Source organism: Klebsiella pneumoniae subsp. pneumoniae HS11286, assembly GCF_000240185.1.
In the GTDB taxonomy this organism is placed as follows: Bacteria; Pseudomonadota; Gammaproteobacteria; order Enterobacterales; family Enterobacteriaceae; genus Klebsiella; species Klebsiella pneumoniae.
On sequence record NC_016845.1, the window covers coordinates 891431 to 918315 of the forward strand.

At 56.2% G+C, this 26885-nt stretch carries 29 protein-coding genes; 13 read left to right on the top strand and 16 right to left on the bottom strand.

Annotated features, from left to right (window positions below; genetic code table 11):
- The first annotated feature begins 3 nt into the window (after positions 1-3).
- Complete coding sequence (locus tag KPHS_08400; RefSeq protein ID YP_005225140.1) at positions 4-1428, top strand: dihydrolipoamide dehydrogenase; 1425 nt, start codon at positions 4-6, stop codon at positions 1426-1428.
- A gap of 164 nt (positions 1429-1592) precedes the next feature.
- Positions 1593-1877 carry a hypothetical protein gene (locus tag KPHS_08410; RefSeq protein YP_005225141.1) on the top strand — a complete coding sequence of 95 codons (285 nt, stop codon included), beginning with the start codon at positions 1593-1595 and terminating at the stop codon, positions 1875-1877.
- Between the two features lie 45 nt (positions 1878-1922).
- On the opposite strand, the gene KPHS_08420 is transcribed toward KPHS_08410, so the two are convergent.
- Positions 1923-2729 (bottom strand): DUF2950 family protein, encoded by an 807-nt coding sequence (locus KPHS_08420; protein YP_005225142.1) that lies wholly within the window; start codon positions 2727-2729, stop codon positions 1923-1925.
- A gap of 11 nt (positions 2730-2740) precedes the next feature.
- The gene (locus KPHS_08430) at positions 2741-4348 is read right to left on the bottom strand and encodes a DUF3300 domain-containing protein (protein YP_005225143.1); all 1608 of its coding nucleotides are present in this window, start codon (positions 4346-4348) and stop codon (positions 2741-2743) included.
- Between the two features lie 92 nt (positions 4349-4440).
- On the opposite strand from KPHS_08430, the gene KPHS_08440 reads away from it, so the two are divergent.
- The 3 genes from KPHS_08440 to KPHS_08460 all read left to right on the top strand — a co-directional run bounded on the left by KPHS_08440 (position 4441) and on the right by KPHS_08460 (position 7926).
- Positions 4441-4569 carry a hypothetical protein gene (locus KPHS_08440; RefSeq protein YP_005225144.1) on the top strand — a complete coding sequence of 43 codons (129 nt, stop codon included), beginning with the start codon at positions 4441-4443 and terminating at the stop codon, positions 4567-4569.
- Between the two features lie 288 nt (positions 4570-4857).
- Positions 4858-7377, top strand: a complete 2520-nt coding sequence (locus KPHS_08450; protein YP_005225145.1) for an aconitate hydratase — start codon at positions 4858-4860, stop codon at positions 7375-7377.
- A gap of 186 nt (positions 7378-7563) precedes the next feature.
- Positions 7564-7926, top strand: a complete 363-nt coding sequence (locus KPHS_08460) for a YacL family protein (protein YP_005225146.1) — start codon at positions 7564-7566, stop codon at positions 7924-7926.
- A 72-nt stretch (positions 7927-7998) separates the two neighbouring features.
- Here KPHS_08460 and KPHS_08470 read toward each other — a convergent pair whose 3' ends face one another.
- From KPHS_08470 to KPHS_08520, 6 genes are all read right to left on the bottom strand, one after another.
- Positions 7999-8793, bottom strand: coding sequence for an S-adenosylmethionine decarboxylase (locus tag KPHS_08470; RefSeq protein YP_005225147.1), 795 nt, complete (start codon positions 8791-8793; stop codon positions 7999-8001).
- A 24-nt stretch (positions 8794-8817) separates the two neighbouring features.
- Positions 8818-9678 carry a spermidine synthase gene (locus KPHS_08480; protein ID YP_005225148.1) on the bottom strand — a complete coding sequence of 287 codons (861 nt, stop codon included), beginning with the start codon at positions 9676-9678 and terminating at the stop codon, positions 8818-8820.
- Between the two features lie 149 nt (positions 9679-9827).
- Positions 9828-11045, bottom strand: coding sequence for an FKBP-type peptidyl-prolyl cis-trans isomerase (locus KPHS_08490; RefSeq protein ID YP_005225149.1), 1218 nt, complete (start codon positions 11043-11045; stop codon positions 9828-9830).
- A gap of 32 nt (positions 11046-11077) precedes the next feature.
- The gene (locus tag KPHS_08500; protein YP_005225150.1) at positions 11078-11956 is read right to left on the bottom strand and encodes an integrase catalytic subunit; all 879 of its coding nucleotides are present in this window, start codon (positions 11954-11956) and stop codon (positions 11078-11080) included.
- A complete protein-coding gene (locus tag KPHS_08510; protein YP_005225151.1) occupies positions 11953-12195 on the bottom strand; it encodes a transposase IS3/IS911 family protein in 243 nt (80 codons plus the stop codon). Before KPHS_08510 ends, KPHS_08500 begins: the two co-directional genes overlap by 4 nt.
- Positions 12196-12318: 123 nt before the next feature.
- Positions 12319-12576 carry a hypothetical protein gene (locus KPHS_08520; RefSeq protein YP_005225152.1) on the bottom strand — a complete coding sequence of 86 codons (258 nt, stop codon included), beginning with the start codon at positions 12574-12576 and terminating at the stop codon, positions 12319-12321.
- Between the two features lie 49 nt (positions 12577-12625).
- Between KPHS_08520 and KPHS_08530 the strand changes: the two genes are divergently transcribed.
- Positions 12626-13594, top strand: a complete 969-nt coding sequence (locus tag KPHS_08530) for a transposase InsC for insertion sequence IS903 (protein ID YP_005225153.1) — start codon at positions 12626-12628, stop codon at positions 13592-13594.
- 45 nt (positions 13595-13639) lie between these two features.
- On the opposite strand, the gene KPHS_08540 is transcribed toward KPHS_08530, so the two are convergent.
- The 3 genes from KPHS_08540 to KPHS_08560 all read right to left on the bottom strand — a co-directional run bounded on the left by KPHS_08540 (position 13640) and on the right by KPHS_08560 (position 15241).
- Positions 13640-14227, bottom strand: a complete 588-nt coding sequence (locus KPHS_08540) for a hypothetical protein (RefSeq protein YP_005225154.1) — start codon at positions 14225-14227, stop codon at positions 13640-13642.
- Complete coding sequence (locus KPHS_08550) at positions 14224-14634, bottom strand: hypothetical protein (protein YP_005225155.1); 411 nt, start codon at positions 14632-14634, stop codon at positions 14224-14226. The genes KPHS_08540 and KPHS_08550 overlap by 4 nt, the downstream gene beginning before the upstream one ends.
- 247 nt (positions 14635-14881) lie before the next feature.
- Positions 14882-15241: a YacC family pilotin-like protein gene (locus KPHS_08560; RefSeq protein YP_005225156.1), complete on the bottom strand. Its 360-nt coding sequence runs from the start codon at positions 15239-15241 to the stop codon at positions 14882-14884.
- Between the two features lie 133 nt (positions 15242-15374).
- Between KPHS_08560 and KPHS_08570 the strand changes: the two genes are divergently transcribed.
- Positions 15375-16973, top strand: coding sequence for a multicopper oxidase (locus KPHS_08570; protein YP_005225157.1), 1599 nt, complete (start codon positions 15375-15377; stop codon positions 16971-16973).
- Positions 16974-17056: 83 nt separating this feature from the next.
- Here KPHS_08570 and KPHS_08580 read toward each other — a convergent pair whose 3' ends face one another.
- Positions 17057-19447, bottom strand: a complete 2391-nt coding sequence (locus KPHS_08580) for a glucose dehydrogenase (RefSeq protein YP_005225158.1) — start codon at positions 19445-19447, stop codon at positions 17057-17059.
- A gap of 80 nt (positions 19448-19527) precedes the next feature.
- Between KPHS_08580 and KPHS_08590 the strand changes: the two genes are divergently transcribed.
- A complete protein-coding gene (locus KPHS_08590) occupies positions 19528-19647 on the top strand; it encodes a hypothetical protein (RefSeq protein ID YP_005225159.1) in 120 nt (39 codons plus the stop codon).
- A gap of 4 nt (positions 19648-19651) precedes the next feature.
- Positions 19652-20188: a hypoxanthine-guanine phosphoribosyltransferase gene (locus KPHS_08600; RefSeq protein YP_005225160.1), complete on the top strand. Its 537-nt coding sequence runs from the start codon at positions 19652-19654 to the stop codon at positions 20186-20188.
- A 59-nt stretch (positions 20189-20247) separates the two neighbouring features.
- On the opposite strand, the gene KPHS_08610 is transcribed toward KPHS_08600, so the two are convergent.
- Positions 20248-20862 carry a carbonate dehydratase gene (locus KPHS_08610; RefSeq protein ID YP_005225161.1) on the bottom strand — a complete coding sequence of 205 codons (615 nt, stop codon included), beginning with the start codon at positions 20860-20862 and terminating at the stop codon, positions 20248-20250.
- Positions 20863-21094: 232 nt separating this feature from the next.
- Here KPHS_08610 and KPHS_08620 point away from each other — a divergent pair, with 232 nt between their 5' ends.
- The 4 genes from KPHS_08620 (at position 21095) to KPHS_08650 (ending at position 24663) form a co-directional block, all read left to right on the top strand.
- Positions 21095-22021 carry an ATPase gene (locus KPHS_08620; RefSeq protein ID YP_005225162.1) on the top strand — a complete coding sequence of 309 codons (927 nt, stop codon included), beginning with the start codon at positions 21095-21097 and terminating at the stop codon, positions 22019-22021.
- The gene (locus KPHS_08630; protein ID YP_005225163.1) at positions 22021-22788 is read left to right on the top strand and encodes an ABC transporter permease; all 768 of its coding nucleotides are present in this window, start codon (positions 22021-22023) and stop codon (positions 22786-22788) included. The genes KPHS_08620 and KPHS_08630 overlap by 1 nt, the downstream gene beginning before the upstream one ends.
- A 122-nt stretch (positions 22789-22910) precedes the next feature.
- The gene (locus KPHS_08640) at positions 22911-23351 is read left to right on the top strand and encodes a putative PTS enzyme II B component (RefSeq protein YP_005225164.1); all 441 of its coding nucleotides are present in this window, start codon (positions 22911-22913) and stop codon (positions 23349-23351) included.
- Positions 23352-23409: 58 nt separating this feature from the next.
- On the top strand, positions 23410-24663 hold the full coding sequence (locus tag KPHS_08650; protein ID YP_005225165.1) for a polysaccharide deacetylase family protein: 1254 nt from the start codon (positions 23410-23412) through the stop codon (positions 24661-24663).
- 35 nt (positions 24664-24698) lie between these two features.
- Here KPHS_08650 and KPHS_08660 read toward each other — a convergent pair whose 3' ends face one another.
- From KPHS_08660 to KPHS_08680, 3 genes are all read right to left on the bottom strand, one after another.
- The gene (locus KPHS_08660; protein ID YP_005225166.1) at positions 24699-25076 is read right to left on the bottom strand and encodes an aspartate alpha-decarboxylase; all 378 of its coding nucleotides are present in this window, start codon (positions 25074-25076) and stop codon (positions 24699-24701) included.
- A 95-nt stretch (positions 25077-25171) separates the two neighbouring features.
- Positions 25172-26026: a pantoate--beta-alanine ligase gene (locus KPHS_08670; RefSeq protein YP_005225167.1), complete on the bottom strand. Its 855-nt coding sequence runs from the start codon at positions 26024-26026 to the stop codon at positions 25172-25174.
- Positions 26027-26037: 11 nt separating this feature from the next.
- Complete coding sequence (locus KPHS_08680; protein ID YP_005225168.1) at positions 26038-26829, bottom strand: 3-methyl-2-oxobutanoate hydroxymethyltransferase; 792 nt, start codon at positions 26827-26829, stop codon at positions 26038-26040.
- Positions 26830-26885: the final 56 nt, after the last annotated feature.

Sequence of the window (26885 nt, forward strand, 5' to 3'; positions counted from 1 at the left end):
ATGATGAGTACTGAAATCAAAACTCAGGTCGTGGTACTTGGGGCAGGCCCCGCAGGTTACTCTGCAGCCTTCCGTTGCGCTGATTTAGGTCTGGAAACCGTCATCGTAGAACGTTACAGCACCCTCGGTGGTGTTTGTCTGAACGTGGGTTGTATCCCTTCTAAAGCGCTGCTGCACGTGGCAAAAGTTATCGAAGAAGCGAAAGCGCTGGCCGAACACGGCATCGTTTTCGGCGAACCGAAAACTGACATTGACAAGATCCGCACCTGGAAAGAAAAAGTCATCACTCAGCTGACCGGTGGTCTGGCTGGCATGGCCAAAGGTCGTAAAGTGAAGGTGGTTAACGGTCTGGGTAAATTTACCGGCGCTAACACCCTGGAAGTGGAAGGCGAAAACGGCAAAACCGTGATCAACTTCGACAACGCCATCATCGCGGCGGGTTCCCGTCCGATTCAGCTGCCGTTTATCCCGCATGAAGATCCGCGCGTATGGGACTCCACCGACGCGCTGGAACTGAAATCTGTACCGAAACGCATGCTGGTGATGGGCGGCGGTATCATCGGTCTGGAAATGGGTACCGTATACCATGCGCTGGGTTCAGAGATTGACGTGGTGGAAATGTTCGACCAGGTTATCCCGGCTGCCGACAAAGACGTGGTGAAAGTCTTCACCAAACGCATCAGCAAGAAATTTAACCTGATGCTGGAAACCAAAGTGACTGCCGTTGAAGCGAAAGAAGACGGTATTTACGTTTCCATGGAAGGTAAAAAAGCACCGGCGGAAGCGCAGCGTTACGACGCAGTGCTGGTCGCTATCGGCCGCGTCCCGAACGGTAAAAACCTCGATGCAGGTAAAGCTGGCGTGGAAGTTGACGATCGCGGCTTCATCCGCGTTGACAAACAAATGCGCACCAACGTGCCGCACATCTTTGCTATCGGCGATATCGTCGGCCAGCCGATGCTGGCGCACAAAGGTGTCCATGAAGGCCACGTTGCCGCAGAAGTTATCTCCGGTCTGAAACACTACTTCGATCCGAAAGTGATCCCATCCATCGCCTACACTGAACCAGAAGTGGCATGGGTCGGTCTGACCGAGAAAGAAGCGAAAGAGAAAGGCATCAGCTACGAAACCGCCACCTTCCCGTGGGCTGCTTCCGGCCGTGCTATCGCTTCTGACTGCGCAGATGGTATGACCAAACTGATCTTCGACAAAGAGACCCACCGTGTTATCGGCGGCGCGATTGTCGGCACCAACGGCGGCGAGCTGCTGGGTGAGATCGGCCTGGCTATCGAGATGGGCTGTGACGCTGAAGACATCGCCCTGACCATCCACGCTCACCCGACTCTGCACGAGTCCGTTGGCCTGGCGGCGGAAGTGTTCGAAGGCAGCATCACCGACCTGCCAAACGCCAAAGCGAAGAAAAAGTAACTTTTTCTTTCAGGAAAAAAGCATAAGCGGCTCCGGGAGCCGCTTTTTTTATGCCTGATGTTTAGAACTATGTCACTGTTCATAAACCGCTACACTTCATACATACTTTGAAAATAGTCACTCAGTAAACTTATAGGTAGTTAATGATATCGATGAGGTGTGAGATGAAACGCTTTTTAACCACAGCGCTGGTCGCTGCAACGTTTTTTACCGGTGTGGCTTGCGCCGCTGACGCCAACATTCCCTGGGCGGACAACAGCGGCGGTACGGAAACGACCCACATTGCGGCGATGGGCCAGGATCTGAATGCCCAGCATCAGCAGGTGACGAAGACCAATGAAGGGGTATGGGCGGCGAATTCCGGTAGCATCAGCGCTGACGAAGCGGCATTATCCAGCACAAAACCAGCCTTTGCCGGCGATCCTTCTCTGATGCCTCACCAGGGCTAAGTGAATGAAAACGCCCGGTTGCGTGAGTGCAACCGGGCGTTTTTTTTAAGGTTCTGCCACTTGCCAGCCGGCGTCAGCGTCGGGGGTAAAACGCGTTATCTCCTGTGCCTTTGCGGCGCTCTCTTCACCGAGATTGGCCTGATAGACCCTATCCTGCTGATCGATCATAAAGCTCATCACGCCGGTTTCACCCCAGGCTATCGGCCAGGCCAGCAAGGCGACGCTCTGGTCATCGCGACCGGCGATAATTCGAAAGCGATAGCCATGGTAGCCGCTACCGGGCACCGTCGGGCTAAAGGCCGGACCGAGCGGGCTTGGCGCTTCGCCCGGCGAAGTTGGCCAGTACAAGCCATCTTTTTTGCCTTCGCTACTGATGATTTTCTGCGCCCAGCGGTGGTTCAGATGATAATAATCCTGCTGGGCATCAACATAGGCATGCATGGCGGCGATCGCCGACAGCTCATTGCGGCCGATGGCGCGGGTGAGGATCTCCTCTTCGCCAGCGGCCATATCAAAGCGCCATCCCTCAGACGCTTTTACGATAGGCACGGGCAGACGCCATGCCTCGCTACCGACATCGAGCCAGGCTTTGTCACCCTGCTGGATGATGACATGTTTCACCTGCCAGTCGCGTTGAAAGCGATCGACGGCGGCAGGGTCGATCCCGTCCGTGGGTAAAAACTGCTGCCAGTTATCGCCGAGTACTTCGCTCAGCGCGGCTTCATTAGGCTGGCTGATCGCTTCGGCCAGCGCAGTTGCGGCCTGTTCCGGCGTGGCAAACTGCTGTTGGGCGAAGGCGGCAAGCGGCGACAGCATTAACGTAAACAGGGCAACGGATAATGGGTTTCTCATTCTGCTCATCCTTAGCGGCGACGCAGTTCATGGTGTTCGGAAAGACGTTCTCTGGCGCCCTCGCGTAACTCGCGGTTTACGCCGGATAACTGGCGGCTCTGCAGTCCTCGTTCCTGCTGCGCTTGCCAGGAGGGGGCGCGGCTTTCGTTGCCGCTAAGGGCGTTGGCGCGCAGATGGCTGAGCGTCTGCTGACGCTGGGCTGGCGTGGCGGACTGGAACTGCTGCCGGCGCTGCTGCTGCTGAGGTGTGCGGTTCTGCTCGTGGCTCCTGGCGGCTTCTCGACGCTGCTGTTGCTGCGGCGTGGGGGTTTTCAGCTGCGTTTTTGCCGCCTCGCGACGCTGCTGTTGGGTCGGCGTGCTGTCGTAACCGCGGTAATTACTGCGTTGGGTGGCTTGCTTCAGCTGCGCCGAGGCCGCCTGACGCTGGGCGTCGCGTGAGGCGTTGTTTGCCGCCAGATTGCCCGCTGTGGCCGTCGGTACGTTATGCTGCAGCTGGGTCATCGCTGCCTGGCGCTGCGCTTCGCGATCGACTGGCGCATGTTGGGTCGCGCTCAGTCCGCCGGAAACGTTGGTCTGATGGAAGCGCTGAGCTACCGTATTATCGGGATACGGTGTGTGTCCGCGATAGGCAGGATTGTGCTGCCAGTTAACGTGGTTTCCCGGCAGGTTTTCTCCTGTTATATGATTGAAATTATTTACATTAATATTGATGTTATCGCCATTATGCGAGTAATCGCCGTGGCGGTAGTCGTCATCGTGATGGTGATGGTCATCATCATCCCAGTCGATACTGCTGAACAGCGCCCAGGTGGTGGCCACGCCGAGGCTGTACCCGAAGCCTTTGACGAAGCTATCGGTAAACTGCTCCCCGGGAGGGGGCGGCAGATAGACCGGCGGATAGGCGCTGTTCGGCCAGGTACCATAGACGGTGGAGGGGTTATAGCTGGGAACATAGACCACCTGTGGATTGGTCGGCTCTATTTTAATGACCTGCGTGGGCGCAGGCGCCGCTGTGTGGGCGGTTGCGGTTGCTGCCGTGCTGCTGCTGGCTGAAACCAGTGCGGCAGGGGTGACAATCACTTTCTGCTGCGGTGTGGATTTCAGCGTCCCGGTTTGTTGGGCAATGGCGCGCAGGCGCTGCACTGAATCCATCACATCATGCGGCTGGGCCAAAAACGCATTGCCAAGATTTTCCACCCAGGGCGGATTCTCGCCCATCATCGCCAGCAGGGCAGGGAAAGCGACAAGAGATTTGACGCTAGGGTCCCACGGCTGGCTGGCAACCGCCTGCACGGCCGCATCCCCTTTCATCGCGGGGTTATCCTGGGACCACTGGACCGCCTGCAGGACGTTGTCGGGATAAGTGGAGGCCATCAACACCTGCGACAGCAGACTGTCCGGGTAGAGCGCGATAGGGGCGACCCACTGATCAATTTGCGCCTGGGTGTAAGTGGCGGCCACCGGCTGTGTCGTCGACGCTGCGGGCGCTGGCGCTTGCTGCGCAGGCGGTTCAGCGATCGTCGCTGGGGTTCGGCTTTGTACATAGAGTGTTCCTGCCGCCGCGAGTAAGCCAGCGCTACAGAGCAGGGCGATAATATGGGGTTTGAACGGCAGTGACATGGAAACTCCTGACCCAAAAAGTAACCCATCTCGCTAAAGTATCTGCGAAAACGGCGCGTTTGCTGAGTATAAGTAAGCGGTATGGCTTTTTATTGATTATTGTTGGGATCGGCCCGTGGCGTTGTACGCGGAAAGGAATTTTTGTCGCGGGATTTGAACAGAAAGCCTGCAATATCCTGCCCTTAACGATTCAGCTAAATTTTAATGTTGCTTTTTTGTAAACAGATTAACACCTTTCAAAAATCCTGCTATGCTGCCGACGCGGTATCGGGCATTTACCCTACAAACTGCTGTCTCACAGGAGCGTGAAGAAAATCGCCCAGCCACTAAATCCTTCAAGATGCGTCACGCGGCAAGCTAAGCCAGGACAGAGGCAGATTGATTGAAGACGTGTAGGCCGCATTATGACAATGAGAGCGAGGAGAACCGTCGTGCTAGAAGAATACCGTAAGCACGTAGCTGAGCGTGCCGCCATGGGGATTGTTGCCAAACCCTTAGATGCAACCCAAATGGCCGCGCTGGTAGAACTGCTGAAAAACCCGCCTGCGGGCGAAGAAGAATTCCTGTTAGACCTGCTGATTAACCGTGTACCGCCGGGCGTCGACGAAGCCGCCTATGTTAAAGCTGGATTCCTTGCCGCGATCGCCAAAGGCGAAGCGACCTCCCCCCTGGTTACCCCTGAAAAAGCCGTTGAACTGCTGGGCACCATGCAGGGCGGTTACAATATCCATCCGCTGATCGATGCGCTGGACGACGCGAAACTGGCGCCGATTGCCGCGAAAGCGCTCTCCCATACCCTGCTGATGTTCGATAACTTCTACGACGTGGAAGAGAAAGCCAAAGCGGGTAACGAGCATGCTAAACAGGTTATGCAATCCTGGGCTGACGCCGAGTGGTTCCTGAACCGTCCGCAGCTGGCAGAGAAAATCACTGTTACCGTCTTCAAGGTCACCGGCGAAACGAACACCGATGATCTCTCTCCGGCGCCGGATGCGTGGTCGCGCCCGGATATCCCGCTGCATGCGCTGGCAATGCTCAAAAACCCCCGCGAAGGTATTGAGCCGGATCAGCCGGGCGTGGTTGGCCCAATCAAACAGATCGAAGCCCTGCAGCAGAAAGGCTACCCGCTGGCCTACGTCGGCGACGTGGTCGGGACCGGTTCTTCACGTAAATCCGCCACCAACTCGGTGCTGTGGTTTATGGGCGACGATATCCCGAACGTGCCGAACAAGCGCGGCGGCGGCCTGTGTCTGGGCGGTAAAATCGCGCCAATTTTCTTCAACACCATGGAAGATGCGGGCGCGCTGCCTATCGAAGTTGATGTGTCTAACCTGAACATGGGCGACGTAATCGACGTTTACCCGTTCAAAGGCGAAGTGCGTAACCACGAGACCAACGAACTGCTGGCCAGCTTCGAGCTGAAAACCGATGTGCTGATCGACGAAGTGCGCGCCGGCGGCCGTATTCCGCTGATCATCGGTCGCGGTCTGACCACCAAAGCGCGTGAAGCGCTGGGCCTGCCGCACAGCGATGTCTTCCGTCAGGCGAAAGACGTGGCGGAAAGCACCCGCGGCTTCTCGCTGGCGCAGAAAATGGTTGGCCGCGCCTGCGGCGTTGCCGGTATCCGTCCGGGCGCTTATTGCGAACCGAAAATGACCTCCGTCGGTTCTCAGGACACCACCGGTCCAATGACCCGTGATGAGCTGAAAGACCTGGCGTGCCTGGGCTTCTCTGCAGACCTGGTGATGCAGTCCTTCTGCCACACCGCGGCCTACCCGAAGCCGGTTGACGTTACCACGCACCACACTCTGCCGGACTTCATCATGAACCGCGGCGGTGTTTCTCTGCGTCCGGGCGATGGCGTGATTCACTCCTGGCTGAACCGCATGCTGCTGCCGGATACCGTGGGTACCGGCGGTGACTCCCACACCCGTTTCCCAATCGGCATCTCCTTCCCGGCAGGCTCTGGTCTGGTGGCCTTCGCCGCCGCGACCGGCGTGATGCCGCTGGATATGCCGGAATCGGTGCTGGTGCGTTTCAAAGGTAAAATGCAGCCGGGGATCACCCTGCGTGACCTGGTCCACGCCATCCCGCTGTACGCCATCAAGCAGGGCCTGCTGACCGTGGAGAAGAAAGGTAAGAAAAACATCTTCTCTGGTCGCATCCTCGAGATCGAAGGTCTGCCGGATCTGAAAGTCGAGCAGGCGTTCGAGTTGACCGATGCCTCGGCGGAGCGTTCTGCCGCCGGCTGCACCATCAAGCTGAATAAAGAGCCGATCGTTGAGTATCTGAACTCCAACATCGTTCTGCTGAAGTGGATGATCGCCGAAGGCTACGGCGACCGCCGTACCCTGGAGCGTCGTATCCAGGGCATGGAAAAATGGCTGGCGGATCCGCAGCTGCTGGAAGCCGATGCTGACGCGGAATACGCGGCAGTGATCGACATCGATCTGGCGGATATTAAAGAGCCGATTCTGTGCGCGCCGAACGATCCGGACGATGCCCGCCTGCTGTCTGATGTGCAGGGCGAGAAGATCGACGAAGTGTTCATCGGCTCCTGCATGACCAACATCGGCCACTTCCGTGCCGCCGGTAAGCTGCTGGATAGCCACAAAGGCCAACTGCCGACTCGCCTGTGGGTGGCGCCGCCAACCCGTATGGATGCCGCGCAGCTGACCGAAGAAGGCTACTATAGCGTGTTTGGTAAGAGCGGGGCGCGTATCGAAATCCCTGGCTGTTCCCTGTGTATGGGTAACCAGGCGCGCGTGGCCGACGGCGCGACGGTGGTTTCCACCTCTACCCGTAACTTCCCGAACCGTTTAGGTACCGGCGCTAACGTCTATCTGGCCTCTGCCGAACTGGCAGCGGTGGCTTCGCTGCTCGGCAAACTGCCGACGCCGGAAGAGTACCAGACCTTCGTGGCGCAGGTGGATAAGACGGCGGAAGATACCTACCGTTATCTGAACTTCAACCAGCTGGATCAGTACACTGAAAAAGCTGACGGCGTGATCTTCCAGACCGCGGTGTAAACCATTCGGTCAGCCCGGCTGACCGTTTGGCGATAAACTCTCCAATGCCCGGTGAACATTGCATCAGCGGGCATTTTTATTTCCAAACCTCCCGCCCGCTACGCTTTTTTTCTTTCTGTCTGCTGCGATAATTACTGCATGGGTACAGTGCAGCGGTGACGCATTGCCCTTGCAGAGGAAAAGACTATGGATTACGAATTTCTGCGCGATATTACCGGAGTGGTAAAGGTGCGAATGTCGATGGATCACGAGGCGATCGGCCACTGGTTCAACGAGGAGGTGAAAGGCAATCTTGCTCTGCTGGACGAAGTGGAGCAGGCTGCGCGCACCGTGAAGGGCAGCGAGCGTTCCTGGCAGCGTGCCGGGCATGAATATACGCTGTGGCTGGATGGCGAAGAGGTGATGATCCGCGCCAATCAGCTGGAGTTTTCCGGCGACGAAATCGAGGAGGGGATGAGCTACTACGACGAAGAAAGTCTCTCTCTGTGCGGTGTTGAGGATTTCCTGCAGGTGGTCGCCGCCTATCGTGAGTTTATGCAGCAGCGTTAATGACGCCTTTTATGTCGGGCGGCGCAGAACTACAGGCCCGGCAAGCAAAAGCGCCGCCGGGCATTTCATAGATTACACGGCAGGAATATTGCGGCCGTAGTAAATCTCGCGCATCTCTTTCCATAGCAGGTCGGTAATGACCTTGCGCTCTTCGGCAGTCAACTCTTCCGGTCGGGTATGGAACATGTAGTGCTTAAGGTCGAACTCCTTGAGCAACATTTTGGTATGGAAGATATTTTCCTGATAAACGTTGACGTCGACCATGTCATACAACGACTTCATATCGTCGGACATAAAGTTCTGAATCGAATTGATTTCATGATCGATAAAATGCTTCATCCCATTGATATCGCGGGTAAAGCCGCGCACACGGTAGTCAATGGTCACAATGTCCGATTCCAGCTGGTGAATCAGATAGTTCAGCGCTTTAAGCGGGGAAATGACGCCGCACGTTGAAACTTCGATATCGGCGCGGAAGGTGCACAGGCCGCCCTCCGGATGGCTCTCCGGGTAGGTATGCACGCAGATATGGCTCTTATCGAGATGGGCGACCACGGTTTCCGGTAGCGGGCCAGGATGTTCGGTCTGGTCAATCAGCTTGGGATCGACAGGCTCTTCGCTGACCAGAATGGTCACGCTGGCGCCCTGGGGTTCATAATCCTGACGGGCGATATTCAGGATATTGGCGCCAATAATAGAACAGGTTTCTGTCAGGATCTCCGTCAGGCGATTGGCATTATAGAGTTCGTCGATATAGGCGATGTAGCCGTCGCGCTCTTCTGCCGTTTTGGCGTAACAGATATCGTAGATACAAAAACTCAGGCTTTTGGTCAGGTTGTTAAAGCCGTGCAGCTTCAATTTTTTCAATTTAGTTCACCCCCTTATTTCGCGTCACGGTGCGGACAGAGCATCATGCAGATATTGTGGTAAGGCGAAGGCCGCCGTATGGATTGCCGGATTGTAGTAACGGCAGGTCAGGTTGGCTTTGTGAAAGCGCGCCTGAATGATTTCGCTGGAGAGATGGCGCAGCGCCTCATTGTCGCTCGCCCAGGCAAAGGTCATGATCCCGCCGTAATAGGTTGGAATTGCCGCCTGGTAGAAGCTGACGTCGCGAAAATAGTGGCTTAGCTTGCGATGGCTGCCTACCGCTTCATCCTGTTGCAGGAAGCAGACGCCATTCTGGGCAACAAAGATCCCACCCGGGTTCAGGCAGCGTTTGCAGCCTTCATAAAAAGCCGAGGTGAACAGGCTTTCTCCCGGGCCGATAGGGTCGGTACAGTCCGAAATGATCACGTCAAACGTTTGCGTCGTCTGATTAACAAAATTGACGCCATCATCAATCACCAGCGTAAAGCGCGGATCGTCATAGGCGCCGGCGTTATGGTTCGGCAGGTACTGGCGGCAGAATGAAACTACCCCGGCGTCGATTTCCACCATGGTGATGGTTTCGATGCTACGGTGACGAGAGACTTCGCGCAGCATCGCGCCATCGCCGCCGCCAATGATCAACACATGCTTCGCGTTGCCGTGAGCCAGCAGCGGCACATGGGTCATCATTTCGTGATAGATGAACTCGTCGCGTTCGGTGGTTTGTACGACGCCATCCAGCGCCATCACCCGGCCAAAGGCGCGGTTATCAAAGATGATCAGATCCTGATGATCGGTTTTTTCGTGGTACAGCACGTTATCAACGCTAAAATACTGACCAAAATGGTCATGCAGCGTTTCATGCCACAGTGGATTATCGGCCACGATAAGGCTCCTCCTTCGTTAACATCTGTTACACCCGTAAAACGAGTGCAACATCATAGACAACTATAGATGAGGATGCACGGCGGTTATTGCAGCAATGAGGCAGGAATAACAGCCACCGCCCCGGAAGGGCGGTGGAGAGGATGAGGCTATTTTGCCGGCTCGGGTTGGCTATCTACTATCCGCACGGAATAAACCATGGTGGCGCCTGGCGGGATTTTTGGCGGTAATCCTTTACTGCCATAGGCCTTTTCAGGCGGGACGACGAGCGTCACAGAGCCGTGGTTCTGTAGACGCTTCAGCGGTTCGCGAAACACCGGGGGATAGGCATCCAGCTTTTGCGTAAGCGCCTGATCTTTCGCTTCCATATCGTTGATCACCGTCCCGTCCGTCAGCATCTCTTTGATCACCACGGTAACCAGGTCGTTACCGCTTATTTTTCCTTTACCCAGGTAATCGACGCGGCTGTAGACGCCCTCTTTAAAGACCACATCTTTTTTGCGCGCAAACGCCTGCTGATATTTCTTGCCGGCACTGATGTTTTTCTGCTCTATTTTATTCAGGTTCTGAAAAACCTGCTGTGACACATCAAACAGCGCCTTGTTACGTTCCTGCTCTCCGAGACGAAGCTGGCCGCGAAAGGCATCTTCGATGCCCTGCAGCACCAGGCCTGCGTCGACGGTAACTCCCTGAGTGCGACGGGTGGTAAGGACGTTGAGCGCCTCGCTTCCCATCGAGGCGCCGATCGCATAAGCCTGCTGTTCTCCCGATGCGCTGAGTTTGGCGGCGGCGCTCTCGCCGCTGCGCGTTTTGGACTGTACAGAAAGCTGCGTTCTCAGCAGTTCGATTTCATCTTCTTTCATCCGTAGCTGGGCGTTGTCTTTATCCGCCTGCAGGCGATAGGCTGCCACTATGGCCGCCATCTCTGGTGGCTCATTTTTTGGCGCAGCGGCGTCGTTAGCGGGGCCATGCGGCGCTTTATCCACGGCGGCCAGCCGGGTGGACAGAGATTGTTTATCGGCGTTAAGGGCTTTGACCTGATCGAGGGCAGCCTGCTGCGTCTTTTCCGCAGCGGCGAGGCGAATAGTCAGCGACTGCTTATCGGCGTTAAGGGCTTTAACCTGCTCGAGGACGGCCTGTTTCTCTTTTTCCGCGGCGGCCAGCCGGGTCGCCAGCGGCTGTTTGTCAGCGTTAAGCGCTTTAGCCTGGTCAAGAGCGGCCTGCTGCGCCTTCTCCGCAGCGGCGAGGCGAATAGTCAGCGACTGCTTATCGGCGCTAAGGGCCTTAACCTGCTCGAGGACGGCCTGTTTCTCTTTTTCCGCGGCGGCCAGTCGGGTAGCCAGCGGCTGTTTGTCTGTTGTGGTCAAGTTTTTTTGGACACGCCGATCAGATGGTAGGGTTATGCACAGGCGGGCAACTGGGCGGCAGGGCTGGCCAGCGTTTCGTACTGTGCGGGTGATCGGTAGCCAAGTTTTGAATGCAATCGGGTACTGTTATAAAAGTTAACGATGTAGTCGGTGATGTCTTGTTTGGCTTCTGTATGGTTGGCATACCGAGTCTGCCAGACACGCTCCATTTTCAAATTCAGAAAGAACCGCTCCATCACGGCATTGTCCCAGCAATTACCCTTGCGGCTCATGCTGAGTACCAGACCATGGTTTTCAAGTAATTGCCGGTGTTCAGCACTGGCATATTGACTGCCCCGGTCCGAATGAACCAATAAACCCGGTGCCGGTTGGCGAACCGAAATAGCCATGCTCAACGCATCGCACACCAGCTGTGCAGGCATGGTCGGTGCCATGGACCAACCCACGATGCGACGTGAATACAGATCCAGCACAGCGGCCAGATATAGCCAACCGCTGTCGGTCCGAATGTACGTCACATCGCACACCCAGGCCGTATTGGGTGCTTCAGGCTCAAACTGACGGTTGAGCACGTTCTCTGCCACCGGCAAATGGTGTTTGCTATCGGTGGTATGAGCGAACTTGCGACGCCAACAGGCCTTGAGTCCACAGGCTTTCATCAAGGTACGACAGCGATGACGTCCAACATCATGGCCCTGGGCACGCAGGGCTGCACTCAAACGACGACTGCCATAGGTGCGACCACTGGCAAGAAAAACCGCCTGAGCATGCACGCTGTCCTGGCAAATAGGTTTGGGTGTATTGACTCTGCGACGCGCTGCGTAGTAACCAGAGCGACTGATGTCCAACGCCTGACAGACCTGCTTGATCGGGGCCTGCTTCGCTAACTCAGTGACAACATCGTGGATCACTTTATTTCCCGTGCGAAGAAGGCCGAAGCTTTTTTTAATAATTCATTGTCTGATTTTAGTCGCCTGACTTCGGCTTCCAGTTCTCGAATACGTTGCTGCTCAGCCGTTAACGGTTTACCAATCCCCGGCCTGCCGGCTGACTCGTCATCCAGTTGGTGTACCCAGCGTCGGACCACACTTTCGGTCAGCTTCATTTCGCGGCAGACTTGGCTGACGCTGACGCCTTGCTCGCGCACCATGCGCGCCACCTGTAACTTGAACGCTGGATCAAAGGTTCGGCGATTCTTGGTTGTGTCGGTTGTCTTGTCGGTCATCTCTTCATGTTCCTTGTCGGGGGGAAAACACCCGATCAAAGTGTCCATTTAAATTTGACCACAACAGTCAGCGTTAAGCGCTTTAGCCTGGTCAAGAGCGGCCTGCTGCGCCTTCTCCGCAGCGGCGAGGCGAATAGTCAGCGACTGTTTATCGGCGTTAAGGGCCTTAACCTGCTCGAGGACGGCCTGTTTCTCTTTTTCCGCGGCGGCCAGCCGGGTCGTCAGCGGCTGTTTGTCAGCGTTAAGCGCTTTGACCTGCTCAAGAGCGGCCTGTTTCTCTTTTTCCGTTGCGGCCAGTTGGGTCATTAGCGCGTGTTTATCTTGGTTTTGTTGAATAAATCGAACTTTTGCTGAGTTGAAGGATCAGATCACGTATCTTCCCGACAACGCAGACCGTTCCGTGGCAAAGCAAAAGTTCAAAATCACCAACTGGCCCACCTACAATAAAGCCCTCATCAACCGTGGCTCCATAACTTTCTGGCTGGATGATGAAGCTATTCAGGCCTGGTATGAGTCAGCAACACCTTCTTCACGAGGCAGACCTCAGCGCTATTCTGACCTTGCCATCACGACTGTGCTGGTCATTAAACGCGTATTCAGGCTGACCCTGCGCGCTGCGCAGGGCTTTATTGATTCCATTTTTTCTCTGATGAACGTTCCGCTACGCTGCCCGGATTACAGCTGTGTCAGCAGGCGGGCAAAGTCGGTTAATATCAGTTTCAAAACGCCCACCCGGGGTGAAATCGCACACCTGGTAATTGATTCCACCGGGCTGAAGGTCTTCGGTGAAGGCGAGTGGAAAGTCAAAAAGCATGGCCAGGAACGCCGTCGTATATGGCGTAAGCTGCATCTGGCAGTTGACAGTAAAACACATGAAATCATCTGCGCTGACCTGTCGCTGAACAACGTTACGGACTCAGAGGCCTTCCCCGGGTTAATCCGGCAAACCCACCGGAAAATCAGGTCAGCCGCCGCCGATGGAGCTTACGATACCCGGCTCTGTCACGATGAACTGCGGCGTAAGAAAATCAGCGCGCTTATCCCGCCCCGAAAAGGTGCGGGTTACTGGCCCGGTGAATATGCAGACCGTAACCGTGCAGTGGCTAATCAGCGAATGACCGGGAGTAATGCGCGGTGGAAATGGACAACAGATTACAACCGTCGCTCGATAGCGGAAACGGCGATGTACCGGGTAAAACAGCTGTTCGGGGGTTCACTGACGCTGCGTGACTACGATGGTCAGGTTGCGGAGGCTATGGCCCTGGTACGAGCGCTGAACAAAATGACGAAAGCAGGTATGCCTGAAAGCGTGCGTATTGCCTGAAAACACAACCCGCTACGGGGGAGACTTACCCGAAATCTGATTTATTCAACAAAGCCGTTTATCTTTATTAAGCGTGGTAAAGCTGGCGCTGAGGCGTTTATTTTCAGCTTCGGCTTGCTGAATCTGCGTCGTTAATTGCTGGATCTGCTGACGCGCCGCGGCCTGGCTTTGCTGTAGATTATTATTCTGCACAACGCCTGCTTTTTTTATTAATGCCTCTTTTTCTGCAGTAGCGGCGCTTAAGGCGACCTGTAATTCATTAATTCTCTTATTCAACGCCGCTTGCTCATTCGCTCCGGCAGTATCCGTTTGCGGCGTAGCGGCAAGCTGTTTTTTTAATTGCTGTATAAGCTTATCTTTTTGTGCAATCGCCGCCTGCTGGCTGGTGATTCTTTTTTGTAATTGTGAGGTGCTGGTACCGGTTTTTTTATTATCTGCGCTCTGGCGGCTTTCTTGTGTTTGTTTTGCGCTTGCGGCATCGTTTTTTTCTTGCGCCTGAGATTGCTGGGTTTGCTGTTGGGCGTAATCAAGAAAGGCCGGCGCGGCGCCGGCGGTGAAGGGGGTTGAAAGCGCCAGCGCAGCGACGAGCATCAGCAGGGGCGCGTTGAGGGTCAGCGTGGCGGCTCTGTTCATGGCTGTTTGCTTTCACCACGCTGTACCAGGCTATCGATCAGCGTTTTCTGGATATCGGCGCACAGTTTGATGGATTTAAACTGATACATGGAGTCAATGCCAAGCCGGGTAGGATCTGCCACTTTCTCGCGCACGCTATTATATTGTGACGCCGCGCGCACTAAAGCGTTAAAGTCATTGCTGAGTTTAGTGGCTTGCTGTGGGTTAACCTCTTTTAGCGAATCCAGCGCCTGGCGACAGGATTCAATGCGCGCTTGTTCGCTGGCTGCCCGCTCCTGCTCTGCCTGCTGCTGTGTCGTCAGCGGCGTGGCGATCGGTTTAACCGGCTGGCGGGAAGAGGTATTGCTACAGCCGGCTACTAACAGCGCGGCGAGTGGGATAACACGAAGAGTCAGCGAGATATTCACAATTTCAGTCCATGAAGTAGGTATATTTTTACCGGATTCTAGAAGGGTGCTTTTTATTTTGCAATATATGAATAATGATATTTTATTAGTTTTTTAGTCATTCTTCATTATTATGGGTTTACTTTATTTGGCAAATTGATAGGTTCGCAATTAAATAAGGTTTGTTTATATACAATAATAAATATAAATATTTAAAGGGGGAAGTTGAAATGCTAAAGGCGCGGAGCGTTGCCGCCCGCGCAGGGAATTATTTAACGTAAGCCAGCAGGCTGAGCGAATCGCGGGCCAGCGCTTTACATTTTTTCGCCGTCGGAATGTTAATGCCGCTAAGATCGCGATAGCTGTCTTCGCCAAGCGCTTTCATGTTGTAGCTGTCATAGTTGCTCAGGTCCCACTGGTTCTGTTGGGCAAAGAACACCAGCGCGCGACGGATCTGCGTGTTGGGCAGGTTCTGGTAGCCACAGTCGTTTTTCAGAAACACAAAAACCGCGGTTAAATCAGCCATATCTTCCGCTTCGGATTCGCTGAGCGCGTAGCTGTTGGCGGAGAGAGCAAGCAGGCTGCCGAGTACCATTGTTCTGAAAAGCGTCTTCATTTTTTCTACCATTAGATCACCGACGCTTCAAATTAGCATACTTCTTTACACAGCGCCGATCTTTATTCTTACTCTTCTGCTTGACCTTCCCGTTACGGTAGGGTTTAAGCTCAAATATTCGCCCGCAGAATAAAAGGATGTGAATATGCAACGTAGAGACTTCCTCAAACTGACCGCCGCGGTCGGCATGGCCAGCGCATTGCCGTTATGGAGCCGGGCGGTCTTTGCCGCCAGTCGCCCGGCTCTGCCGATACCGTCGCTGTTAGCCGCCGATGCGCGCAACCGCATCGCGCTCAGGATCCAGGCGGGCAAAACGCGGTTTGGCGCCCTGAATGTCACTACCTGGGGCTACAACGGGTCGCTGCTGGGCCCTGCGCTGCAGTTGACGCAGGGGAAGACCGTCACGGTGGATATTACTAACCAGCTGGCGGAAGAGACCACGCTGCACTGGCATGGTCTGGAGGTACCGGGCGAGGTCGACGGGGGGCCACAGGGGGTTATCGCGCCGGGCGCCACCCGCACGGTAAGCTTCACGCCAACGCAGCGGGCGGCGACCTGCTGGTTTCATCCGCATCAGCATGGGAGCACCGGCCGGCAGGTGGCGATGGGGCTGGCCGGCCTGGTGCTGATCGAGGATGAAGAGAGCGGGCGCCTGCTGCTGCCTAAGCAGTGGGGGATCGATGATGTGCCGGTGATCGTCCAGGATAAGAAGTTCACCGCCGCCGGCGAGATCGACTATCAGCTGGATGTGATGAGCGCCGCCGTCGGCTGGTTTGGCGATACGCTACTGACCAATGGGGCCCTCTATCCCGAACATGCCGCGCCGCGCGGCTGGCTGCGCCTGCGCTTGCTGAACGGCTGTAATGCCCGTTCCCTCAATTTTGCCACCAGCGATAAGCGCCCGCTGTACGTAGTGGCCAGCGATGGCGGTCTGTTGGCCGAGCCGGTCAAGGTCGATGAATTGCCGGTCTTGATGGGGGAACGCTTTGAGGTGCTGGTGGACACCAGCGACGGTAAACCTTTCGATCTGGTGACTCTGCCGGTGAGCCAGATGGGCATGGCGATTGCGCCTTTTGATAAACCACAGCCGGTACTGCGCGTCCAGCCGCTGGTCATTCCCGCCTCCGGCAAGCTGCTGGATACTCTGGCCGCTCTCCCGGCGTTACCGTCCCTGACGGGGCTGACGCAGCGTCAGCTCCAGCTGTCTATGGATCCGATGCTCGACCGGATGGGCATGCAGGCGCTGATGGAGAAGTATGGCGACCAGGCGATGGCCGGAATGGATCACGGCATGATGGGGCATGGCGACATGAGCGACATGGGGAATATGCATCACGGCGACATGAGCATGAACCACGGATCCGGCATGGAGCATGGCATGTCGTCAGGCAAGGGCTTTGATTTCCATAACGCCAACCGCATCAACGGCAAAGCCTTCGACATGAATGAGCCGATGTTTGCCGCCGCCAGAGGCCAGTATGAGCGCTGGGTGATTTCAGGTAAGGGCGACATGATGTTGCATCCGTTCCATATCCACGGCACCCAGTTCCGTATCCTCAGCGAAAACGGCAAGCCGCCAGCGGCGCATCGTCGCGGCTGGAAAGACACCGTTCGTGTGGAAGGGGACGTGAGTGAAGTATTAGTGAAGTTTGATCATCCGGCGCCGAAGGAGTTTGCCTATATGGCACACTGCCACCTGCTGGAACATGAAGACACCGGGATGATGTTGGGGTTCACGGTTTAAGTCTCTGCGACCTGCTGCGATCCCCAACGGGAAGAAGGACGGAACACCAAAAAAAACGGCAACTTTCGTTGCCGTTTTGCGTTTTATTTGGCGTCATCCGGGAGCGCATAGGCGACAATATAATCGCCCATTTTGGTACCGAACGAGCCGTGACCGCCGGCAGAGATGACAACATACTGTTTGCCATTCACTTCGTAGGTCATCGGAGTCGCCTGACCGCCGGCTGGCAGACGGGCTTCCCACAGCTTCTCGCCGTTGCTCATATTGTACGCGCGCAGGTAGTTATCTGCAGTCGCGCCGATGAACAGGACGTTACCGGCCGTGGAGATCGGACCGCCCAGCATCGGCATCCCCATGGTAAACGGCAGTTTAACCGGCATCGGGAACGGCAGGCTGTCCTGCGGAGTACCGATACGTTTTTTCCATACCACTTCGTTGGTTTTCAGATCCAGGGCGGAGATATACCCCCAGGCCGGCTGTTTGCACGGCAGGCCGAACGGCGACAGGAACGGGTTCAGCGTTACGCCGTACGGGACGCCGTACTGCGGCTGCACGCCGGACTCCGTACCAGAGCCTTTCGCATCTTTCGGCGGCTCCATCGGATTGCCTGGCCCGCGCGGGATCAGTTTTGAGACGAAAGGCAGCGCCATCGGGTTGGCGATAGCCACCTGACGGTTCGGATCGACGGAGATACCGCCCCATTCAAACATCCCCAGGTTACCCGGGAACACCAGCGTGCCCTGCTCAGACGGCGGGGTGAAGATACCTTCATAGCGCAGCTGGTGGAAGATCACGCGGCACACCAGCTGGTCGAACATAGTGGCGCCCCACATGTCCGCGCCGGTCAGATCTTTCTTCGGACGGAAGCTCAGATCGGAGAAGGGCTGGGTTTTGGTAACGTAATCACCTTTGGCAGCGCCCTGCGGAACCGGTTTTTCAGGCGCCGGGACCACCAGCTCGCCGTTACGACGATCCAGCACGAAGATGTTGCCGGTTTTCGCTGGGGCATAGATGACCGGTACGGTTTTGCCGTTGACCTCAATATCAGCCAGCGTCGGCTGGGAAGGCATGTCCATATCCCACAGATCGTGATGGACGGTCTGATAGCTCCAGGCCAGCTTACCGGTGGTGGCGTTCAGTGCCACAATCGAGCTGGCATAACGCTCTTGCTCCGGCGTACGGTTGCCGCCCCAGATGTCCGGAGTGGTCACGCCCATCGGCAGATAGACCAGATCCAGCTTAGCGTCGTAGGCGGCAGGCGCCCATGAGTTCGGCGAGTTGAGCGTGAAGTGATGTTCATCGCTCGGGATGGCGTTCGGATCTTTCGCACCCGGATCGAAGGCCCACAGCAGTTTACCGGTATTCACATCAAAGCCGCGGATCACGCCTGACGGCTCGCGGGTAGAGAAGTTATCGGTGACCGCGCCGGCAATCACGATGGTTTTATCGGTGATGATCGGCGGTGAAGTGGGTTCATACATGCCCGGCGTGGTGACCGGCATGTTGGTCTGCAGATTGAGAATACCTTTATTAGCAAAGGTTTCGCACAGCTTACCGTTGTCGGCGTTTACCGCGAACAGGCGACCATCGTTCACCGGCAGGATAATGCGGCGCGGACAGTCGGCGACAACGTCGGCAGGGGCGTTATCCGCTTTCGCTTCGTGATAAGAAACACCGCGGCAGGTGACGTGCTGGAACGACGGATCGGCGTTCAGCTGCGGGTCAAAATGCCACTTCTCTTTACCGGTGGCGGCGTCCAGCGCAAACAGGCGCTGGTGAGCGGTACACAGGAAGAGCGTATCGCCGACTTTAATCGGCGTCACTTCGTTAGTGATTTCACCCGGATCGTTCGGCTGTTTCAGGTCGCCGGTGCGGAACACCCAGGCTTCCTTCAGGTTCTTCACGTTATCGGCGTTAATCTGCTTCAGCGGGGAGAAGCGCTGGCCTTCCTGGTTACGGCCATAGGCCGGCCAGTCGCCGTCGGCGACGGTGGAAATCGGTGCGGCCGGCGTAGCGTCGGCGCTCAGGGTGCCGTTGACTTCCTGCGGGTCGTTAAAACCAGCCCAGGTCAGCATGCCGCCGCTGATCAGCAGGGCGACGACCAGCGCGCCAACGGCGCCAGCGGAAGGCACCGGCAGACGACGCCAGACAAAGGGTAGGATCAGCCAGATGCCAAAGAAGACGAGGATATCGCTACGCGGCGTCAACGCCCAGAAGTCGAAACCAACTTCCCAGACGCCCCAGATCATGGTCGCCAGCAGCAGCGCGGCGTACAGCCACAGCGCAGCGCGCTTGCCGCGGAACAGCATTACGGTCACGCCCAGCATCACCAGCCCGGCGATAGGGTAGTACCAGGAGCCGCCAAGCACGACCAGCCATGCCCCGCCGATTAATAGATAGAGGCCGCAGAACGCTGCAAATAGCGCAGTCAGCGTCACCAGGAGCCTTGATTGTTGAGACTTTGTTTCAGCCATAAAAAGTTACTCATGTGTTTGTTAAATTTTTTAACTGCAATTAATTATAGGATTTAACAAGTGTGATCGGAATCACAAATATGGCTTTATTAATCCCTGCACCGAAGATTTCTTTTTGCTGGTATACTGGATGGCTTGCCGGTCATCGTCGGGGCGAAAGCAGCGGCTTTGATGATTTATATTTAGAATCAAATGGTTAGTATTATGAAACATACTGTAGAAGTGATGATCCCGGAATCCGAGATCAAAGCGCGTATCGCGGAACTGGGTCGTCAAATCAACGAACATTATCAGAACAGCGGCAGCGAAATGGTGCTGGTGGGGCTGCTGCGCGGCTCGTTTATGTTCATGGCCGACCTGTGCCGTGAAGTGCAGGTGCCGCATGAAGTCGATTTTATGACCGCCTCCAGCTACGGCAGCGGCATGTCCACCACTCGTGATGTGAAAATCCTTAAAGATCTGGATGAAGACATCCGTGGTAAAGACGTTCTGATCGTGGAAGACATCATCGACTCCGGCAATACCCTGTCTAAAGTTCGCGAAATCCTCAGCCTGCGCGAGCCGAAATCGCTGGCCATTTGTACGCTACTTGATAAACCCAGCCGCCGCGAAGTGAACGTCCCGGTTGAATACGTCGGTTTCGCGATTCCGGATGAGTTCGTGGTGGGCTACGGTATCGACTATGCTCAGCGCTACCGCCATCTGCCGTATATCGGCAAAGTCACCCTGCTGGACGAGTAAGGGGATATCCCACTCTGGACAGCGCGCGCCGCGCTCTCCAGGGTGGCGAAGTCTGAAGGCTATCTGTGATTGATGTGCTTGATCTTGAGGTTGGAGATCCCGTGGCGATAGCGCTGTTCGAGGGTTTCCCTGCTCACAGCGGTGACATCCAGATCGCGCAGCAGTCCGTCGTGAATCCCGTAAGCCCAGCCGTGGATGGTCACCTTCTGTCCGCGCTTCCACGCGGATTGCATAATCGTCGAATGTCCCAGATTGTACACCTGTTCCATCACGTTCAGTTCACAAAGGGTATCCAGACGGCGCTCCTCTGGCATTTCACCGAGCAGCGAGCTGTGCTTAAACCAGATATCGCGGATATGCAGCAGCCAGTTGTCGATAAGCCCGAGCTCCGGGTTCTCCACCGCCGCCTGCACGCCGCCGCAGCCGTAGTGGCCGCAGATAATAATGTGCTCGACTTCCAGGACATCGACGGCATACTGCACCACCGACAGACAATTGAGATCGGTGTGGATCACCAGGTTCGCTACGTTACGATGCACGAACAGTTCGCCAGGCTCCAGGCCGGTGAGTCGCTCAGCGGGAACGCGGCTGTCCGAACAGCCAATCCACAGGAAGCGCGGTTTCTGCGTCTGCGACAGTTTCTCAAAAAAGCCGGGGTCCTCTTCCACCAGCATTTTTGACCATAGTGCATTGTTGCTGATGAGTGTATCTATATCATTCATGGACGTTATCGGCCTGTAACCAAGTAAGTGCGTTGCGCTAATATAGGGTAAGCTCACCTTTTTTAAAACCATCTTAACCCGTGATACTTCAGGCTGCAGATGCGTTGGCGGCGTCAGCGCCGGTCCAGCGCAAACGTGAGTCAGGCGGGTTAATGACGTGTCACGACACGAGAAGAGATATTTAATGACCATTGCTCTGGAATTAAAACAGCTCAAAAAAACCTATCCCGGCGGGGTTCAGGCGCTGCGGGGGATCGACCTGCAGGTCGAAGCGGGGGATTTTTATGCCCTGCTGGGCCCGAACGGGGCCGGAAAATCCACGACCATCGGCATCATCAGCTCGCTGGTGAACAAAACCTCTGGTCAGGTCAATGTCTTTGGCTACGATCTGGAGAAAGACGTCGTCAATGCCAAGCGCCAGCTTGGCCTGGTGCCGCAGGAGTTTAACTTCAACCCGTTCGAAACCGTGCAGCAGATCGTCGTTAACCAGGCGGGCTACTACGGCGTTGAGCGTAAAGAAGCCCTTTCCCGCAGTGAAAAGTATTTAAAACAGCTCGACCTGTGGGAAAAACGCAACGAACGCGCGAGAATGCTCTCCGGCGGGATGAAGCGCCGTCTGATGATCGCCCGCGCGTTGATGCATGAGCCGAAGCTGCTGATCCTCGACGAACCGACCGCCGGCGTCGATATTGAACTGCGTCGCTCGATGTGGGGCTTTCTCAAGGATCTCAACGATCGCGGAACCACCATTATCCTGACCACCCACTATCTCGAAGAGGCCGAAATGCTATGTCGCAACATCGGCATCATCCAGCACGGCGAGCTGGTGGAAAACACCTCGATGAAAGCGCTGCTGTCGAAGCTGAAGTCAGAGACCTTTATTCTTGACCTCGCGCCAAAAAGCCCGGTGCCGAAGCTCGAAGGCTACCAGTACCAGCTGGTCGATACCTCGACGCTGGAAGTGGAGGTTCTGCGTGAGCAGGGAATTAACAGCGTCTTCGCGCAGCTGAGCGCCCAGGGGGTGCAGGTACTGAGTATGCGTAACAAAGCTAACCGTCTGGAAGAGCTGTTTGTCACGCTGGTGCATGAGCGAAAAGGAGAATCAGCATGATGCAGCTTTATTGGGTCGCGCTGAAAAGCATCTGGACCAAAGAGATCCACCGTTTTATGCGCATCTGGGTACAGACGCTGGTGCCGCCGGTGATCACCATGACCCTGTATTTCGTGATCTTTGGCAACCTGATCGGCTCGCGCATTGGTGAGATGCATGGTTTTACCTATATGCAGTTTATCGTCCCAGGCCTGATCATGATGGCGGTGATCACTAATGCTTACGCCAACGTCGCCTCATCCTTCTTCAGCGCCAAGTTTCAGCGCAATATTGAAGAGCTGCTGGTGGCGCCAGTGCCGACGCATGTGATTATTGCCGGCTACGTGGGCGGCGGGGTAGCGCGAGGACTGTGCGTAGGTATCCTGGTGACTGCGGTGTCGCTATTCTTTGTGCCGTTCCAGGTTCACTCCTGGCTGTTTGTCGCCCTGACGCTGCTCCTCACCGCGGTGCTGTTCTCGCTGGCCGGGCTGCTGAACGCGGTGTTTGCCAAGACCTTCGATGACATTAGCCTGATCCCGACCTTTGTGCTGACGCCGCTGACCTATCTCGGCGGGGTGTTCTACTCGCTGACCCTGCTGCCGCCGTTCTGGCAGGGGCTGTCGCATCTGAACCCCATCGTCTACATGATCAGCGGTTTTCGCTTCGGCTTCCTCGGTATCAACGACGTCCCGCTGGCGACCACCTTCGCCGTGCTGGTGGTGTTCATTGTCGCCTTCTATCTGCTGTGCTGGTCGTTAATTCAGCGCGGTCGCGGCCTGCGTAGCTGATACTCATCATGGTTAGCGCTTCCTGAAGTAAATATGCGAAGCGCTAACCGCTTATCTTTGACTCCCATCACCGATACGTCATCTTCACCTTGCTACATTATTCGCTGGCTAAGGAGGGAAGCATGCTCGGATGGGTCATTACCTGTCACGATGAGCTGGCGCAGGAGATGCTGGATCGTCTTGAACAAAAGTTTGGTCCGCTGGCCCAGTGCCGGGCGGTCAATTACTGGCGCAATCTCAGCAGCAATATGTTGAGCCGGATGATGTGCGATGCGCTGCATGCCACCGACTCCGGGGACGGGGTCATTTTTCTCACTGACAAAACCGGTGCGGCGCCTTATCGGGCCGCGGCGCTGATGAGTCACAAACATACCCACTGCGAAGTGATCTCCGGCGTCAGCTATCCACTCCTTGAGCGAATGTATCTCCTGCGAGGCACGTTAAGCAGCGTGGCGTTTCGCCAGGCGATCGTCAGCGCGGGCGGGCCGATGGTGAGCAGCCTGTGGCATCAGCAGCAGAAGAACACCCCGTTCCGGTTGCGCCATGATGCCTGGGGAAATTAAGCAGTGGGACAGATACCGCTTTTGTTACAATAACCGCCGTTGATGGTATAACGGTTTGATGCGTATGCTTGCCCGATTTTTGACCCTGCTTCTTTTCCTGACCTCACTCAGCGCCTCCGCCAGCCTGCTTAGCCAGCAGGGCAAGGCTGTGCGCTATATGCAAACCACCGAAGACGCGGTCATCTGGGCGCAGGTGGGAAACCATGTGGTCAGCGTCGGCAATGTTCGTGCCGGGCAGATCCTCGCAGTCGTCCCGACGGCGGCTGACTACTATGAGTTTCGTTTCGGCTTTGGCACCGGGTTTATTGATAAAGGGCATCTCGAGCCGGTGCAGGGCAAGCAGCGGGTGGAGGACCGTCTGGGGGATCTTAATAAACCGCTGAGTAACCAAAATTTACTCACCTGGAAAGATACACCGCTCTATGACGCTCCCTCGGTAAGCAGCGCGCCGTTCGGAACGCTGGCCAACAATCTGCGCTATCCGATCCTCAGCAAGCTGAAGGACCGGCTCAATCAGACCTGGTTTCAGATCCGCATTGGCGACCGACTGGCGTGGGTCAGTAGTCTGGACGCGCAGGAGGATCACGGTATTCCCGTGCTGACCTATCACCATATTCTGCGCGATGAAGAGAACACCCGTTTTCGTCATACGTCGACCACCACCTCGGTTCGCGCCTTCACGAATCAGATGACCTGGCTGCGCGATCAGGGCTATACCACGCTGACCCTGTATCAGCTGGAAGGCTATGTGCGTAATAAAATCAATCTCCCGGCGCGGGCGGTGGCGATCACTTTCGATGATGGCTTGAAATCGGTGAACCGCTACGCCTATCCGGTGCTGAAACAGTACGGTTTCCATGCCACCGCGTTTATTATCTCCTCGCGTATTAAGCGCCATCCGCAGAAGTGGGATCCGAAATCCCTGCAGTTTATGAGCATTTCCGAGCTACGCCAGATCCAGGACGTCTTTGATATTCAGTCGCATACTCACTTCCTGCATCGGGTTGACGCCGGCCGGCGGCCAATTTTATTCAGTCGCAATTACCATAATATTCTGTTTGATTTCGCCCGCTCGCGCCGGGCGCTGAGCCAGTTTAATCCGCACGTTCTCTACCTTTCCTATCCCTTCGGCGGCTATAACGCTACGGCGGTGCAGGCGGCGAATGACGCCGGGTTTCATATGGCGGTAACGACGGTGCGTGGGAAGGTGAAGCCGGGGGACAATCCGTTTCTGTTAAAGCGGTTATATATCTTACGCACGGATTCGCTGGAGACGATGTCGCGGCTGATCAGTAACCAGCCGCAGGGGTAATACCGACGCTGCGCCTGAGCGCAGCGTCGCGGCCATCAGGCGACCTGTACCGGAATAGCTTTCGCCTGGCGCTTCATTTCGTTGTCGCCTTCGAAGTAGGCGATGTTAGGCTGCCAGCTGCGCGCCTCTTCGTCCGACATGGTAACGAAGCTGGCGATGATCAAAATATCGCCGACGCTGGCGCAGTGCGCGGCGGCGCCGTTAACGGAGATGATCCGGGAGCCCCGCTCGGCGGCAATGGCGTAGGTGGAGAAACGGTTGCCGTTGGTGACGTTCCAGAGGTGAATAGTTTCATTCTCCAGAATACCGGCCGCATCCAGGAAGTCCTGGTCAATGGCGCAAGAACCTTCATAGTGCAGGTCCGCCTGCGTGACTTTTACGCGGTGGAGCTTGCCCTGCAGCATATTACGCATCATAACTTCTACCCTTCAACCTTAATGTAGCAGAGCGGACACGGCGCCCGCCCTGAGAAAAGCCCGGGCAGTATTGCCCGATTTTTACCCGCTGTCTACTGAGCGAGCGTGACGATCCGGTTGTCGATCAGGCGAGCCTGCCCCAGCCAGGCGGCCATCAGGATCACCGCGCGCTGGCTGGCATCGGTCAGCTCAAGCAGGGTGTCGGCATCGCGGATCTGAATGTCGTCGGCGCGGAAGCCTTTCTCATTCAGCTCCTGTTCAGCGATAGCGATGATCTCATCGAGCTGCCGATCGCCGGCGGCCAGCTTTTCCGCCACCGCGCTCAGCACTTTATACAGACCAGGCGCGATTTTGCGCTGGTCGGCGGTCAGGTAGCCGTTACGCGAACTCAGCGCCAGGCCATCTTTCGCGCGGACGATCGGCACGCCGATGATCTCAATGTCGTAGCCCATGTCGGCGACCATCTTGCGGATCAGCGCCAACTGCTGGAAGTCTTTCTCGCCGAAGCAGGCGACGTCTGGTTGAACAAGGTTGAACAGCTTACTGACGATGGTCGACACGCCGCGGAAATGGCCCGGGCGGCTGGCGCCTTCGAGCATGGTGGATAATCCCGGAACGTCGACGTAGGTCTGGCCTTCAGTACCCTGGGGGTACACTTCCGCCGGCGTCGGCGCGAAGACAAAGTCGACATGACGTTTGTTCAGCTTTTCGCAATCATCCTGTAAGGTGCGCGGGTAGCGCGCCAGGTCGTCGACGCGGTCAAACTGCATCGGATTGACGAAAATACTGACCACCACCACGTCCGCACTGGCTTTGGCTTCATCAACCAGCTTCATATGACCATCATGCAGGTTGCCCATTGTCGGGACCAACGCGATACGCTTACCTTCCTGACGCAGACGGCGGATATGCTGCCGCAGCAGCAGTACGGATTCAATAATCAGCACAACAAGACTCCTTAATGGAAACTGTGTTCTTCGCCCGGATAGACTCCGGATTCGACTTCGGCAATATACTGCCGCACCGCGGCGCGGATGTCGCCCGCTTCGGCAAGGAAATTCTTGGCAAATTTAGGAATGTGGCCGCCGGTAATGCCGAAAGCGTCATGCATCACGAGGATTTGCCCGTCGGTGACGTTGCCCGCGCCGATGCCGATCACTGGAATGGTCAGAGCGTCGGTGATGCGCTTCGCCAGTTCAACCGGCACGCACTCCAGTACCAACAGCTGCGCACCCGCCGCCTCCAGCGCTAACGCGTCTTCAAACAGGGTCTGCGCCGCATCGCCGCGACCCTGCACTTTATACCCACCGAATACGTTCACCGACTGCGGCGTCAGGCCAAGATGGCCGCAAACCGGCACCGCGCGCTCCGCCAGCATCCTCACGGTGTCGGCCAGCCAGGCGCCGCCCTCGAGTTTGACCATATTGGCGCCAGCGCGCATCACGATGGCGGCATTTGCAAAGGTCTGCTCGGGGGTGGCATAGGCCATGAACGGCAGGTCGGCAAGCAGCAGGCTGTTTGGCGCGCCGCGGCGGACGGCGCGGGTGTGATAGGCGATATCTTCCACGGTAACCGGCAGGGTGGAGTCGTGACCCTGCACCGTCATTCCCAGCGAGTCGCCTACCAGCAGCACATTTATGCCTTCATCGGCGAACAGCTTCGCGAAGCTGTGATCGTAGGCGGTAATGGTGGCAAAGCGCTTCTTTTCCTGTTTGCATTTCTGCAGCAGGGCAATGGTGGTCGGTTTCATAACATTTCCTGATGATGAAAGTCATATTAACCGGCATTCTAACAGCAGCATTCAGA

Coding starts and splice junctions, on each gene's coding strand:
- KPHS_08640 (YP_005225164.1), top strand. CDS start 22,911: ATGCTCGGATGGGTCATTACCTGTCACGATGAGCTGGCGCAGGAGATG.
- KPHS_08660 (YP_005225166.1), bottom strand. CDS start 25,076: ATGCGTAATATGCTGCAGGGCAAGCTCCACCGCGTAAAAGTCACGCAG.
- KPHS_08620 (YP_005225162.1), top strand. CDS start 21,095: ATGACCATTGCTCTGGAATTAAAACAGCTCAAAAAAACCTATCCCGGC.
- KPHS_08570 (YP_005225157.1), top strand. CDS start 15,375: ATGCAACGTAGAGACTTCCTCAAACTGACCGCCGCGGTCGGCATGGCC.
- KPHS_08650 (YP_005225165.1), top strand. CDS start 23,410: ATGCGTATGCTTGCCCGATTTTTGACCCTGCTTCTTTTCCTGACCTCA.
- KPHS_08560 (YP_005225156.1), bottom strand. CDS start 15,241: ATGGTAGAAAAAATGAAGACGCTTTTCAGAACAATGGTACTCGGCAGC.
- KPHS_08540 (YP_005225154.1), bottom strand. CDS start 14,227: ATGAACAGAGCCGCCACGCTGACCCTCAACGCGCCCCTGCTGATGCTC.
- KPHS_08450 (YP_005225145.1), top strand. CDS start 4,858: ATGGCCGCGCTGGTAGAACTGCTGAAAAACCCGCCTGCGGGCGAAGAA.
- KPHS_08610 (YP_005225161.1), bottom strand. CDS start 20,862: ATGCTGGTGGAAGAGGACCCCGGCTTTTTTGAGAAACTGTCGCAGACG.
- KPHS_08460 (YP_005225146.1), top strand. CDS start 7,564: ATGGATTACGAATTTCTGCGCGATATTACCGGAGTGGTAAAGGTGCGA.
- KPHS_08400 (YP_005225140.1), top strand. CDS start 4: ATGAGTACTGAAATCAAAACTCAGGTCGTGGTACTTGGGGCAGGCCCC.
- KPHS_08520 (YP_005225152.1), bottom strand. CDS start 12,576: ATGACCCAACTGGCCGCAACGGAAAAAGAGAAACAGGCCGCTCTTGAG.
- KPHS_08420 (YP_005225142.1), bottom strand. CDS start 2,729: ATGAGAAACCCATTATCCGTTGCCCTGTTTACGTTAATGCTGTCGCCG.
- KPHS_08600 (YP_005225160.1), top strand. CDS start 19,652: ATGAAACATACTGTAGAAGTGATGATCCCGGAATCCGAGATCAAAGCG.
- KPHS_08630 (YP_005225163.1), top strand. CDS start 22,021: ATGCAGCTTTATTGGGTCGCGCTGAAAAGCATCTGGACCAAAGAGATC.
- KPHS_08510 (YP_005225151.1), bottom strand. CDS start 12,195: ATGGTGCGCGAGCAAGGCGTCAGCGTCAGCCAAGTCTGCCGCGAAATG.
- KPHS_08430 (YP_005225143.1), bottom strand. CDS start 4,348: ATGTCACTGCCGTTCAAACCCCATATTATCGCCCTGCTCTGTAGCGCT.
- KPHS_08410 (YP_005225141.1), top strand. CDS start 1,593: ATGAAACGCTTTTTAACCACAGCGCTGGTCGCTGCAACGTTTTTTACC.
- KPHS_08580 (YP_005225158.1), bottom strand. CDS start 19,447: ATGGCTGAAACAAAGTCTCAACAATCAAGGCTCCTGGTGACGCTGACT.
- KPHS_08680 (YP_005225168.1), bottom strand. CDS start 26,829: ATGAAACCGACCACCATTGCCCTGCTGCAGAAATGCAAACAGGAAAAG.
- KPHS_08590 (YP_005225159.1), top strand. CDS start 19,528: ATGGCTTTATTAATCCCTGCACCGAAGATTTCTTTTTGCTGGTATACT.